At 39.2% G+C, this 14,324-nt stretch carries 8 protein-coding genes; all 8 read left to right on the top strand.

The genetic code is table 11. The features are described 5' to 3' along the window. Positions 1 to 4: 4 nt before the first annotated feature. On the top strand, positions 5 to 1,021 hold the full coding sequence (locus VK159_RS12820) for a heparan-alpha-glucosaminide N-acetyltransferase domain-containing protein (RefSeq protein ID WP_324230542.1): 1,017 nt from the start codon (positions 5 to 7) through the stop codon (positions 1,019 to 1,021). 3 nt (positions 1,022 to 1,024) lie between these two features. Beyond that, positions 1,025 to 2,317, top strand: coding sequence for a lysine N(6)-hydroxylase/L-ornithine N(5)-oxygenase family protein (locus tag VK159_RS12815; RefSeq protein ID WP_324230541.1), 1,293 nt, complete (start codon positions 1,025 to 1,027; stop codon positions 2,315 to 2,317). Positions 2,318 to 2,515: 198 nt separating this feature from the next. Then, positions 2,516 to 2,641, top strand: coding sequence for an alpha/beta hydrolase (locus tag VK159_RS23680; RefSeq protein ID WP_414672829.1), 126 nt, complete (start codon positions 2,516 to 2,518; stop codon positions 2,639 to 2,641). Positions 2,642 to 2,959: 318 nt separating this feature from the next. Beyond that, a complete protein-coding gene (locus tag VK159_RS12810; RefSeq protein WP_324230540.1) occupies positions 2,960 to 4,546 on the top strand; it encodes an ABC-F family ATP-binding cassette domain-containing protein in 1,587 nt (528 codons plus the stop codon). Between the two features lie 136 nt (positions 4,547 to 4,682). Beyond that, the gene (locus VK159_RS12805; RefSeq protein WP_324230539.1) at positions 4,683 to 5,666 is read left to right on the top strand and encodes an AraC family transcriptional regulator; all 984 of its coding nucleotides are present in this window, start codon (positions 4,683 to 4,685) and stop codon (positions 5,664 to 5,666) included. Between the two features lie 9 nt (positions 5,667 to 5,675). Beyond that, positions 5,676 to 6,164 carry a VOC family protein gene (locus VK159_RS12800; protein WP_324230538.1) on the top strand — a complete coding sequence of 163 codons (489 nt, stop codon included), beginning with the start codon at positions 5,676 to 5,678 and terminating at the stop codon, positions 6,162 to 6,164. 303 nt (positions 6,165 to 6,467) lie between these two features. Continuing rightward, entirely contained in the window at positions 6,468 to 10,529 is a 4,062-nt protein-coding gene (locus VK159_RS12795; protein WP_324230537.1) for a response regulator, read from the top strand. 691 nt (positions 10,530 to 11,220) lie between these two features. Continuing rightward, positions 11,221 to 14,322: a TonB-dependent receptor gene (locus VK159_RS12790; protein WP_324230536.1), complete on the top strand. Its 3,102-nt coding sequence runs from the start codon at positions 11,221 to 11,223 to the stop codon at positions 14,320 to 14,322. Positions 14,323 to 14,324 lie beyond the last annotated feature (2 nt).

Here is a 14,324-nt window from a genome sequence, read left to right as displayed (position 1 = left end):
TTATATGCGGATTGATGCAATTGATATAGCCAGAGGCTATACCGTGCTAATTATGCCGATGGTTCATGTGTTTGTTGTATTTGGTAATACTGACACGCTGCATTCATTGGCGGCTATTGTAATGTCAATTTTTGCGGAAGAAACAGGTGCGCCGCTTTTTATGTTTTTAATGGGGCTTAGTGCCGGGTTGAACAGGGACATATCTCCCCGTATACTTTTTAAGAGAAGTTTGGTGTTGATGGCACTTGCATTTGTGTTGAATTTCTTAAAGTTTGTTTTGCCGTTTTTGCCCGGACTTTTTCCGGTTTCTTTATTAATTGATTTGGGTATATCAGATACAGGAACAGCGGTGATTGAGTTGTTGTTGATCGGGGATATTCTTCATCTTGCTTCGTTGAGTTTTTTTGTTTTTGGCATAAGTAGTTTATTTCGCAGGTATCAATGGATGTTTGAATTTTTAGTATTACTGGCGTTGTTAATCTGTGTTTCGTATGCGTGGTCGATCGAGGACAGTTTTGGAATTGCTGCCTGGATTGCAGGTGAACTACCTGACGCTTATTTTCCGTTGTTACCATGGCTGTTTTATCCCCTTGCCGGTAAACTTGTTTCGTTTGTACTCATAAAATTTACCCGGCCTTTTTGGATTTATAGTTTGGCAGGTGTTGTATTGCTTTGCATTTCTTCTTTTCATTTTTTGCCACATGAGAATTTGTACAATTACTACAAGCCGGGTGTGGCCGGACTGCTTTACTATACCGGGTGTATATTGATTTGGTTAATGGTGTGTGATTGTTTTTCGAAAGTGAAATTATTTCATGGCCTTAAAGAAAACCTGCGTTTTCTGAGCAGGCATATTACGATGGTATACTTTATTCAATGGTTGCTGATCATGTGGAGTGTTGCATTGATTGGCTATCGGCAACAGGGTTTGTGGAGTACACTGTTGATTGCATTGCTGATCACAACAGCAACAATGTTAGGTACCAAATTATGCGAAAAGATAGTAACGAAAATAATTTAATCTATGAATGACGTGTATGATTTGATTGGGATCGGTATTGGTCCGTTTAACCTGGGATTAGCTGCCCTTGCTGAGCCGATTCCCGGGTTATGTACAGTTTTTTTAGAACAGAAAAAGCAATTCAGCTGGCATGAAGGACTGATGATTGAAGGTGCTACGTTGCAGGTGCCGTTTTATGCAGATCTTGTTACGTTGGCTGATCCCTGCAGTGTGTATAGTTTTTTGAATTTTTTAAAAGCGAAGAACCGGATGTTTCGTTTTGCTTGTAATGAGAATTATTATATCGAACGCAGGGAGTATCAGCAATACTGCAGATGGGTAGCTTCAATGCTGGGTAGTCTCAATTTTGATCAGGCTGTAAAACAGATACAGTACAATGAGCGGGACAACCGTTATGAAGTGCTGGCGGAATCATCAACAGGGGAGATTAGTATTTATTATGGAAAACATCTGGTGATAGGGATTGGTACGGTGCCCTCTGTTCCTGCATGTGCTGCCCATGTTTGTAGTAACTCCAGCATGTTTCATTCATCCCAATATCTGCAACACAAAACTGTATTAATGAATAAAAACAAAATCACGGTTGTTGGGTCAGGCCAGAGTGCCGCAGAGATTTTTTATGATCTGTTAAAAGTTAAACCTGCCTATCAATTCAGCCTTGATTGGTTTACACATTCTGCCGGATTTTACCAGATGGAAACATCGAAACTGGTTTGTGAATTTACCTCACCTGATTACATCAATTATTTTTACCAGTTGGAACCGGAGAGAAAGACAGAGCTGCTGAAACAACAGGATCATTTGTACAAAGGAATTAATCGTGAGTTGATTGAGGCGATCTATCGGGAGTTATATGCACAATCCATTGAATCATCAGATTCATCAGTTCGTTTAATACCGGCAACGCAGTTAACAGGTATTGAACAAAAGGGTGAAAGTGCATTTCAATTGAGTTGGTTACAGACCCAACAGCAAAAATGTTTTCAATCCGAAACAGAGGCCCTTATTCTTGCAACCGGTTATCAAAACCAAGTGCCTGCATTTATGGACGGTATAAAAGACAGAATTTATTGGACAGGCAGTGGCCGTTACCAGGTGAAGAGAAATTATTCAATTGATGTAAATGGATCAGAGATATTTGTGCAGAATGCAGAATTATTATCGCATGGATTTTCTGCACCTGATCTTGGGTTGGGGCCTTACAGGAATATGATGATCATCAATACCATCTTAGGAGATGACTACTTTAAGGTTGAAAAGGAAACAGTATTCCAGCGTTTCACTTTTGATGTATGACTAAAAAATACAATTATCATTTCTGTGTGCATGAAAAAAGATTTTTTATTGACGTAAACGATTATAAAGAATCGGTAGTTAATCATTTGCCTGCATTTATACCAATCATAACTTTTAGTCGAATGTTTTTATAATCGCATTGCATTGAAAGTTGATCGGTGATTGTACATTGCATTTTTTTTGTTTTCGGCAGTTTGTATGTTTGCAATTGCAGACAATTGGGGGAGTGAATTTATAAATATCGGGAATGCAGGACACATCAACGCAGCTTCGGGTCACACAAAATGGGACAAAGGACTGAGCATACTAAATAAAATTGGTTAACAAAATGTACAGCAGCCAACAGGTTTGATGCCAGCAGGCCAAGCGTAACACGTTTTTCATTGTATGAGCATAGCCCAGTAGCACATGTGGCCGGGCATAGTACGTAACGTTAATTTATTACTTCAACTTTATCAGGTGCAAGGCAAGCATTGATGTTTGCTGCTATACTGACGAGCTTTTGAAGTAAAAAAATGATTACTATATTTGCCAACCAAAAAGTAATCGGTAAGCATGTAAAAAATAGTTTCTTTCAAACAATTAAAGACAGTGAACCACAAAGTGGTTTGCCATTTCCTTCCTCTTTAAACGAAAGAAGTTATGCTTATTTTACAGAACATTTCTTATGCCCATTCCAATAAAAATCTGTTGTTTGACAATATTAACCTGACAGTAAACCCTCACGAAAAAACAGCGTTAATTGGCAACAATGGTTCAGGAAAATCTACTTTACTGAAACTTATTGCAAGGGAGTTACAACCATTGAAGGGCCAATTATTTGTAAATACGGCGCCTTATTATGTTCCTCAAATTTTTGGGCAATTCAATCATTTGACGATTGGACAAGCATTGAACGTTGAAAACAAGCTCACAGCTTTACAGGAAATTCTTAACGGTAATGTAAGCGATGAAAACTATACAACACTTGACGATGACTGGACGATTGAAGAGCGCTGCAACAACGCATTGAACTATTGGCAATTAACTAATCTGGATCTGTCGCAAAAAATGGAAACATTGAGCGGAGGGCAAAAAACAAAAGTGTTTCTTGCAGGCATTTCCATTCACCAACCGGAATTGGTATTGCTGGACGAACCAAGTAATCATTTAGATGTGGCGGGAAGGCAGCTTTTGTACGATTTTATACAATCGACACAATGCACTTTAATGATTGTGAGCCACGACAGAAAGCTGTTGAACCTTTTGGGCAAGGTGGCTGAATTAAGCAAACGTGGTATAACAATTTATGGCGGCAATTATGAATTTTATACCGAACAAAAAGAAACAGAAGCAAACGCTTTAAATCAGGATTTGCAGAGCAAGGAAAAAGCATTGCGAAAAGCCAAAGAAAAGGAACGGGAGACGTTGGAACGGCAACAAAAATTAAACAGCAGGGGAAAAAGCAAACAGGAAAAAGCAGGTGTTGCCCGAATAATGATGAACACTTTGCGAAACAATGCAGAAAACAGCACTTCAAAAATGAAAGGCGTACACGCTGAAAAAATTGAAGGCATTAAAGAAGAGTTACAAGAGTTGCGTTCGGCTTTACCCGGCATTGATAAAATGAAATTTGGTTTCGATAATTCCGATTTACACAGAGGGAAAATTCTATTGAAGGCCGATGGAATTAATTACAGCTATAACCATCATCCATTGTGGAAAGACCCTTTGACTTTTCAGATTACAAGTGGTGAACGCCTTGCACTGAAAGGCATGAACGGCTCGGGCAAAACCACTTTAATTAAGCTGATTTTAGGAAATGCAGAACCGCAAACCGGAACAATTTACCGGGCAGTCAGCAGAGCAGTTTACATTGACCAGGATTATTCGTTGATTGATAACCAACTCATGGTATATGAACAGGCTCAGCAATTTAACATGCAAACATTGCAGGAACATGAAATAAAGATCCGGCTTAATCGATTTTTATTTACCAAAGACGATTGGGACAAACCTTGCAGTGTATTGAGTGGAGGAGAAAAAATGCGTTTAATTCTTTGTTGTCTTACCATTGGTACTCAATCGCCGGACATGATCATTTTAGACGAACCAACCAACAATCTAGATATTCAAAACATAGAAATATTGACAGCAGCCATTAACGAATATCAGGGAACATTAATTATTGTATCACACGATGAAACGTTTTTGGAGCAGACAAACATCGAGCAAACCATTCAACTCTGAGAGAACCAATGCCCTCAGGTATTGGCGGCAACCTTACAGAATTTCCGGACAGGCTGAAAAGCTAACTGCCAATGTTGTTGAAGGAGTGGTTCGGTTTGGTGACGTTTATTGACTCTGTTATATTCGTGGTACGGAAGTGCAGCTGATTGAATTAGCTGACCAACCCGGCAAAGAAACGTGTACAGGTATTTTCGAATTCAACAAGTTAAAAAGAAGAACAAACTACAAACAAGGTGATTGTAATATGACACTCAACATTGAGCAGAATGGAATTAAATATGAGACCTATACAATAGATAAAGACATTGAAGCTTATGTAAAGAGCATGTGGAGTTTTGAAGCAACACCCAATGACGGCGACTACTTTATATACAGAACCTATGCCTCAATTTGCCCGACCCTGTTTTTTGTTGTAAATGGAAAGGTTGAGCCAGTTGGCCAGTCAATAACAGAAAATTTATTGTTGGTTGGACAAACTAACAGATGGTTTCGTTACAAAGCCAGTAATGATTTTAAAGTTTTTGGAATTACTTTTTATCCCTTTGCCTTACCGGTCTTATTTAACATTTCAGCCGACAAGATTACAAATCAACATCTTGATCGGCATGCTATTAGTGAGTTCAAAACAATGGCTGAATTTTGTAGACAAACAGTACAATGTGAATACAATACTGGAATAATAAACTCCCTCATTAAAAACAGTGTAAGCAGATGCACTTTTAAAAACGAGATAATTTTGAACTTCATTTTTCAAATTGCTTCCGGACAGAGTGAAATGCAAAGGATTACAGAGAAGCAGGTGTTTATGTCTCAACGGAACTTTGAAAGAAAGTTTAAATACTTTGCCGGATTTACTCCCAAATCGTTTGCAAACCTTTTGCGTATAATCAGTTCTTTACAAGCAGTTTCGTGGGAGAACAAAAAGTTAGTTGATGTTTCTTATGAACAGGAGTATTTTGACCAATCTCATTTCTCAAATGAATTTAAGCGACACATTGGATTTCAGCCGAAAGTTTTTGCTAAACGCAGTATGGAAGAAGATTACGTATGGAAGAATTTTGTCGATTTTTTCCAATTTTTATCTATATGCCCTCCCGTTCTTTGCAGAAACAAACATTAATTCTATTGTATGGAAAACAATCAAATGACCATTTGTTTATGGTATGATGACCAGGCAGAACAAGCTGCCGATTATTACTGTTCAATTTTCAAAAACAGTTCAATTAGCAGAATCAGCCGTTATGGAAAAGAAGGTTTTGAGTTTCATAAAAAACCGGCAGGTACTGCAATGACCGTTGAGTTTACGATTAATGGGATGAATTTTCAGGCGCTTAATGGCGGACCCCAATTTGTTTTTAATGAAGCAACATCTATTATCGTTTATTGCGATACTCAGGATGAAATTGATTTTTATTGGAATAAATTAACTGAAAGTGGCGAAGAAGGACCCTGTGGCTGGTTGAAAGACAAATTTGGTGTATCGTGGCAGATTGTTCCCTCAATTTTGCCAGTTTATATGGCTGACCAGGACAGCAAAAAATCGCAAAGAGTTGCTGCTGCATATCTGAAAATGAAAAAATTTGACATTGCCACTTTGATAAAAGCTTATGAAGGTTAATACAGTAGGTTGAAAAAGTATTGATACTGTACACAACTTCGATGATGATCTATTGGTGAAGCTAATTGTAATTGTAATTGTTCTTCTGAAAATTAGTGACGATCCGGTACTTGTAAAGAACGTGATTCTTGACGACTCTCAACAGGTTTAGTAACATGACGATACTTGTTTAATGAATAAATACTATTATATTTTTCAGCGGAAATAGTTAAACGCATATGATCTCCTGTTTGTTAATTGGTGCAATATTCCTCCGGGTGTTTCCCTGGAATTCAGTAATCTTGTCTTTGATTTCCTCTGTACATGAAAAGATTTGTATTACTTATAAGTATCCTTTGTTCGCTGCTAAATGAATCGAACGGGCAGGGAAAAATTACCTACGCCGATCCGTCAAAAGAAAAATGGCTGCCACACCAGGCTATCCGTACAATTTACCAGGATGAGACAGGAACAATATGGGTTGGCACTAACGGCGGTGTTTATAAATACAATTTATTTACGGCTGTAAATTATAATCTCACCAAAAAAGCCACCAATCGTTTTTTAAATAATTCAGTGCGTTGTATTAATGGGGATAACAACGGCAATATACTGATAGGCACAGAAAGCGGCCTGGGTATTATGAATCCTGTGGATGGCTCTGTGCAGGTTGTAACAAAAGATGACGAAACAGTAAGTAAAATAATCGTCAGCAAAAAAGGCGTAATCTGGTATTATACAAATTCGGGTAAAATTTACAAGCTCCTTACAGCCCCGGGCCGGTTATACACTCCGGAATTACAGTTTAATGGTTTTGTTAACAGAGCTGCTATACAAAGCATTGCTGTATCAGTAAATGAAAATTTATTGATAGGCACATCAACAGGTTTGTTTGTTTTTGAAAACGCAACCAGGAAAATGCTGCCATTGTCATTTACGCATGCTGTTACTGCATTGTATGCAGCAGGGGATGCTGTTGTTTGGGTTGGCACTTCAGAGAAAGGTATACATAGCATTAAATTAAACAGCACTGAATCTGCTGTAAGTTCTGTGCAGGCATATAAAACTTCGGGTGAGGAGGTTGTAACAGGTAGTTTTATTACTGCTATACGCAGTTATAAAGATAATGCAGTGCTGTATTCAACCCCTTCCGGTATATTTATTTTAGAAAATAAGATTTCAAGGCTGATAAACAGGAACCTGTTGTTTAAAGAATCGCCGGTAACTGATTTGCTGGTAGATAAAACTAATAATATATGGGTTGGCAGCAGGCAGGGCGTATTTAAAATCAGAAGACAGTTTCTTGAAGCAAATTATATAAACCTTTTGCCTGATAAATATTTACCTGATAATTACCTTAATGATATTGTATCAGTTGGGGCAAATCAGTTTTGGCTGCTTAATTCGAAATCGGGTGTGCGACGTTTTAACAGTGAAACCAAAAAACAGGAAATCGTAAAGCTCCCGTTTTCAACTTATATTCTTGCACGGAAAGCATCAAATGGAGATATGTTGATAATAGCAGACGATGAAGTGATTTTAATTCAATCGGCCAGCCTCAATTCAGTTTCTCCGGCATACAAAGTAATTGCAAAGGGACAGGAGTGGATTGATGTAAGTGATATAGCAGAAGTTGCGCCCGGAGAATGGTGGGCTACAAGTTGGGATAAAGGATTGCTGCGCTTAAGTATAAACGGCAGTTCAAAAACAGAAGCTCAATATCATTTACTGCAAAAACAATTTCCTTCGAAAAGCCATCTCTTCAGTATTCTGAAAGATGTGCGTAATGATGTTTGGGTGGGCTCAAGAGGAGATGGTGTGGCAAAAGTAAATCTTGAAACCGGGCAGACCGGCCGTTATAACAAAAAAAATAATGCATCGGACCGCATTATAAAGATTGCTGAAGATAGTAAAGGCAGGGTTTGGGTTGGTACACGTGGCGATGGTTTGTATCTCTATCAGCCGGCATCAGATAATTTTAAAGTATTTGAAGAAAAAGATGGTTTGCCTTCCAACACTGTTTGTGCAATTACAGAAAACAGCAACGGGGAAATATGGGTATCAACACTCAATGGTGTGGCATCCATGCTTGAAACTCAGTTTATTCCTTTTCATAGTTTTGGTGAGGAAGATGGAATTGTAAATTCTGAATTTAATTTTAAAGTTGCCGCTGCAGATGCGAAGGGTTCCGTTTATTTTGGAAATGGCGCAGGTATGTACGAAATTAAAAAACAACTTGCCGGAAATAAACAGGTGATGCCTGTTGTATGGACATCGTTTGACTTGTTGAAGAACGGGAAACCTGAAACAAAGCCTGCTGTGGCAGGAGATATAAAATCAGATTATTATCAGCAATTAATACAAACAAAGACTGTCATCTTAACTCACGCCAAAAACAGTTTTTCCATCGGCTTTGCAGCACTTGATTTTACAACTCCTGAAAAAAACAGGTACGCTTATCGTTTGGCGGGAAAAGATACTGGATGGACCTTGGTACAAGGAGTACGCCAGCAAATACAATATGTTGATTTGCCACCGGGTAATTATACTTTCGAAGTAAAATCTGCAAACCCTTTGGGCGAGTGGGCTGAGCAGGCTCAAACGATAAGCATTGTGGTAAAGCCAGCGTTCTGGACAACCGGTTATGCGTTTTTGATCTATGGATTCCTTTTGCTGGTGGCTGCCATCATCACATTTACATTACGCAAAAGGTGGTATAAGCTTAATCAAATGCTTGAAGAGGAAATTGAAAGCGGCAAAGTTCATAACAGGCAAATGGTATTTTATACTGATCTGTCGCACGAGATCAAGAACAGGTTGTCACTTTTACTTGGCCCGCTTGAGCAGGCATTGCAGGGTAAAAAAGTGAATCCGCAAATATTGAATAACCTGTATGAGCAGGGGCTACGCTTAAAAAAACTTACTGACCAGATAATGGACATTCGTAAGAGTGAGAGTGGTGGGTTTTTGATGAATGTGGCCGAAGAAGATATAAAAACACTTGTAAAACAAATAGTTCATGAGGCGGCGCCACTTGCAGTTGTAAAGAATATCAGTATTTCATTTAAGAGTTTAAAAGAAAATATCAAGGGTTGGTGTGACGAAGAAATTCTTGAAATAGTAGTGATGAACCTGGTAAGCAATGCGATCAAATATTGCAAAGCGAATGGAACTGTAGAAGTGAAAATTGACAGCCAGTACCTGGGCGAAACGGATTTGCCGCAAGGTTTAAGTAAAGAAGGAAACTATTTATGTTTTACCATTACAGATACGGGTGTTGGTATTGCAAAAAATGAAATTGATAAAATTATTGAACCCTTTTACCGTGCAGAAAATGTACGATACAATAAAAAGGAAACACCGGGCACGGGTATCGGGTTGAATTTGGTGGCAAGACTTATCAGCAGACATCACGGGAGCTTAGAGATACGAAGTGAGCTGAATGAGTTTACTTCTATCACCCTTTTTGTTCCTATTGATAAGGGTGCTTACAACATTACTGAATTAAAGCCACACATTGTTCATACACCAATTATCATGTCGGCAGGTAAGCAGGAGCACCAGAATGAACAGGTGTTAATACTCCCTGAAGCAAACTCACCTCAATTACCGGCAACAGCAAACAAAGAATGGAATATTTTAATTGCTGACGATAATGAAGAAGTGCTGAAACTCTTATCAGATACACTTGCGGAGGATTTCTCCGTGTACAAAGCTGAAAATGGAAAACAGGCATTGTCTGTTATTCAGCAAAAGGAAATTAATCTTATTATCAGCGATCTTGATATGCCTGAAATGGATGGTCTTACTTTTTGCCGAACGGTACGGAGTAACGATAAATATAAAAATATTCCCTTCCTGCTTTTAACCGGCCGGAACTCCGAAGAACAAAAACTGGTTGCTTTCCAAAACCAGGTTGATGATTTTATTGAAAAGCCCTTCAGTGCCGATCTCTTAAAATGGAAAGTAAAAAGCTACCTCCGCAACAGTGCTGCCAAAGTGAAACTGAAAACAGTTATGGTAGTGGAACCAAAAGAGGAAATCAAGGAGTCGGCAGAAGATAAATTTATTCAGGATATCATTAACTTAATTGAAAAGCATTTGGACAAGGACTACCTTGATGTTGATTTTCTGGCTGAGAACATGTTCAGCAGCCGGGCAACGTTTTACCGCCGTATGGAACAAATGGTTGGGGAGTCTCCTTCTGTATTTATTCGAAAGTACCGGTTAAAAAAAGCCGCTTTGTTTTTGAAAACGGGCAATTATACGGTAGCAGAAGTGGCCTATAAAACAGGATTCAGTAATCCCAAGTATTTCGGGAAGTGTTTTCAAAAAGAGTTTGGTGTAACTCCGGTCCGGTTTGTAGAAAATGAAACAGATGCATAGAGAACTTTCAATAAAACCGGCAATTATAAACCAATGGTTGTTGTGGTGGCCTCAAATTGACCGGTACTTGTGGATGCAGCCATTTGCGTTTAAAACCCGCTCATAATATTTGCCTCTTGCCCGCCCATATCCCGGTCGAAATTTTTATCAGCCAAAATGATCGCCCAATCAGGAGTGATGTGTGAACGATCATTGCTCCACCCGGCGCCGGACGGTTTGGCAGTATCTTTCTGAGATAGAAGTGAACAATGATACTTACCGGAAACAGAAATAAAAAGAATCCATAAAAACTATCTGACCCATGGTATCTTTTACCAGCTATTGAATCGTCTCTTTTTTTCTTTCTGCTGTTTATTTTGTCTCAAAGTTCAACGTGCAGGTTCATTTCCGTCTCATAAATCTGTTTTGAGATGTTTTTGCCCCCTGTTGAGACGGCTTTTTTTGTACCAGGTTCTACTTTCATGGCACATAACCACCGATTGTGCCAACTAAATTATTCTGCCATAACAGGAACTCTAAACCCAGCTCCGTTGCCAAAACGGATTCCCGGATAGTAAAAAAATCCGGGAAGTTTTTCTATTTCAAAACTAACATCATGAATCAAATTGCTACTGCTTGCAGGCGGGTTTTGCGGCCTGCCCTGTTCATTTTACTGCTGCTGCACATTTCCGTTTTCCTGCACGCCCAAAACGTGCAACGAACCATAACAGGTGTAGTGCGGGATGAAACCAACTCATTTGTGGTGGGTGCTACCATCCAGGTAGAATCAACCGGCCGAAAAGCCGTTGCCAATAATGATGGCGCTTTTTCTATTGTTATACCCACTGGTAAACAAACCCTCATTATTACATCAATTAACCACGATGAACTGAAAATTGTGGTTGCCGAAAATCAAACAGTAATTGACGCACGTCTGCAAAGTAAAGTAACCGCTTTGGAGGATGTTGTGATAGTAGCCTATGGCACCCAAAAGAAAGAAAGTGTGGTAGGAGCCATTGGCCAGATAAAAGGCGAACAGCTAAAGAAAACCGGTGGGGTAAGTACGGTTTCTGAAGCATTGCAGGGGCAATTGCCGGGTTTGACTGCCGTGAACAGTAATGGAAAACCAGGTTCTGATGCAGCTGCTCTTTTTATCAGGGGGATTTCTTCCTTTAATAATACATCGCCATTTGTATTGGTGGATGGTGTTGAACGGAACTTAAATCAAATAGATCCGAATGAAATTGATAAAATATCCGTTTTGAAAGATGCATCTGCCACAGCAGTGTATGGAACCAGAGGAGCGAACGGAGTTATTCTGATCACCACAAAACGTGGACGTATCGGCAAACCTGAATTTTCGTTCAGTGCCAACTTCGGGTTTAAAACGCCTACGATTAAACCTGAGTACTCCGATTATATAACTGCAATGGAGTTGTACAATGAAGCTGCTATTAACGATAAACTTTATGCAAACCTTATTCCTGAATCAACGATCAATGCATGGCGGCAAAACATCGGTAATGCGGGTCCATACAATCAATATTTTCCGCAGGTAGACTGGTGGAATGAAGCTGTACGTGATTATGGAAGTCAAAAGAATTATAACTTAAGTGCCCGGGGTGGTTCACAGTTTATGCGGTATTTTGTTTCGTTTGGATACCTCGATGATGGTGACATTTATAAAACAACAGCAAACGAAGACTTTGATCCGCAGTTCAGAGTACAGCGATATAACTGGAGAACTAATTTTGATTTCGACATTACAAAGTCAACCGTATTCAGCATAAATTTCTCCGGAAATTTCCGTTACCGAAACCAGCCCGGTTACCGTATTGATGGTGGTGGTGAAGATGGTTTTGGACAGGATCAGTTTTTTAACCGCATTTATTCTGCACCACGCAATGCTTTCCCGCTTCGTTACGAAGATGGAACAATAGGGGAATCGGTAGCAGGTGAAAATAATATGTTGCTCAATTTAAATGAAGGCGGGCAGCGTGTTTATAAATACTTCCAGGGTTTTTATGATGCACAACTTACGCAGGATCTCGATTTTATTACTCCCGGTTTAAGTGTGCGTGGAAAAATTTCTTACACATCGGGTTCAACTTATCAAATCAGTACACTGCGCAGTGGTGTTACAGGAAATTTTAGTGCATTGAATGTAATACGGTATAACCGCACATACGATTACGCAAATCCTGTACTGGCGCCCGATGGTAAAACAATTATTTACCCAATGAGCTCGGAGATACGCTACCCAAATGATCAGTCACAGGAACAACCACTGATCTCTTCCGGTGATGCATTCCTGAACTATGAAAAGGATTTGTATTACGAAGCTTCGATTAACTATGCACGAAAATTCAAAAAGCATGACGTTGGTGCCCTTGTTTTATTTAACAGGAGAGAACTGATTGATGCAGGCGCAGGTGCTGCTATTAATATTGGTGAGTATGGCGAAGATTATGTGGGCCGAATTACGTACGGCTATAAATCGAGATACCTTGCCGAAGTAAATGCTTCTTATACCGGCTCTTCAAAATTTTCATCTGATAAAGCTTTTGGTTTCTTTCCATCGGCAGCAGTAGGTTGGGTTATCAGTTCTGAACCCATCTTTAAAAAAATACTGGGCGATAATATTATTAATACACTGAAAGCACGATATAACTGGGGTGTAGTGGGTAGCGACAGAGGTGTTCCCGCAAACCAGTTTATTCAAACATACAGCACCGGCGGAGCCATTCGTTTTGGTGATCAGAATTTAAACTCCTTTGGCCCGCTTTATTACGAAGGACAAACCGCCAATGTAAATAACACTTGGGAAAAAGCAACCAAACAAAATTTAGGTATTGATGCAAGTATGTTCAGAAGCAGGTTAAGAGGTAGTGTTGATTTCTTTAAAGAAGACAGGAAAGATATTCTCATGGAAAGGCTTACTATACCAAGGGCATTTGGAAACTCAGCACCGTTTGCCAACCTGGGTGTTACAAAAAATCATGGTTATGAAATTGAATTGGGTTGGAATGATAAACTTGGCAAAGAGTTTAACTATTATGTAAACGTAAATTATTCATGGTCTGAAAACAGGATTGTATTCAGAGATGATGCACGCCTTACGGCTGAGTATTTAAAACAAGCCAATAAACAAATAGGTTTTCAAACAAGGTATTTAAATGCTGGTTATTACTCTTCACTTGATGATATTTACAACTATCCAACACCGGTTATCAGTGGTTCTCCCGCATTAAGAATTCCCGGCGATTTTATTTATGCCGATTTTAATGGTGATGGTATTGTAGATCAGTTCGATCGTGTGCCAATGCGTTACACTTCAACACCCATGAAAACGCTGGGTGTTAATGCCGGCTTCAGTTATAAATCATGGGCAGTAAACTTTTTACTGTATGCTGCAGGCGATGTGTATCGGGAAATTCCTGATTTATTCCTCTGGGATTTTAATTCAGGTTTTGTGGTTGGTCAATCGAACATTGCCCAACGATGGACAGTACAAACAGCATCAACTGCTGTTAAACCAGCACTGCACATCTCAAACAACGGGCATAACAACCAGGGTTCCACTTATTCTTATGTGGACGCTGCTTATATCCGGTTGAAAAATGCAGAAGTATCCTATACTGTTAATTGGGGATTACTGAAACGCTCAGGTTTTAAATCATTATTGCTATATGTAAATGGTAATAATCTTTTCACTTTATCAAAACTTGATTCTCGTATTGATCCTGAAACATCTGGTGCAAATGTTTACCCAATTGTAAGACGTTTCAATTTTGGATTACGTACAAATTTCTAAAC

The organism is Lacibacter sp. (genome assembly GCF_035299325.1).
GTDB lineage: Bacteria > Bacteroidota > Bacteroidia > Chitinophagales > Chitinophagaceae > Lacibacter.
Note: the sequence above shows the minus strand (reverse complement) of the source record. Positions and strands in the feature narration are given on the sequence as shown.

Bases quoted from the DNA above. Each gene is read 5' to 3' on its own strand.
- VK159_RS12820 (WP_324230542.1), top strand. From the start codon at position 5: ATGCGGATTGATGCAATTGATATAGCCAGAGGCTATACCGTGCTAATT.
- VK159_RS12815 (WP_324230541.1), top strand. From the start codon at position 1,025: ATGAATGACGTGTATGATTTGATTGGGATCGGTATTGGTCCGTTTAAC.
- VK159_RS23680 (WP_414672829.1), top strand. From the start codon at position 2,516: ATGTTTGCAATTGCAGACAATTGGGGGAGTGAATTTATAAATATCGGG.
- VK159_RS12810 (WP_324230540.1), top strand. From the start codon at position 2,960: ATGCTTATTTTACAGAACATTTCTTATGCCCATTCCAATAAAAATCTG.
- VK159_RS12800 (WP_324230538.1), top strand. From the start codon at position 5,676: ATGGAAAACAATCAAATGACCATTTGTTTATGGTATGATGACCAGGCA.
- VK159_RS12795 (WP_324230537.1), top strand. From the start codon at position 6,468: ATGAAAAGATTTGTATTACTTATAAGTATCCTTTGTTCGCTGCTAAAT.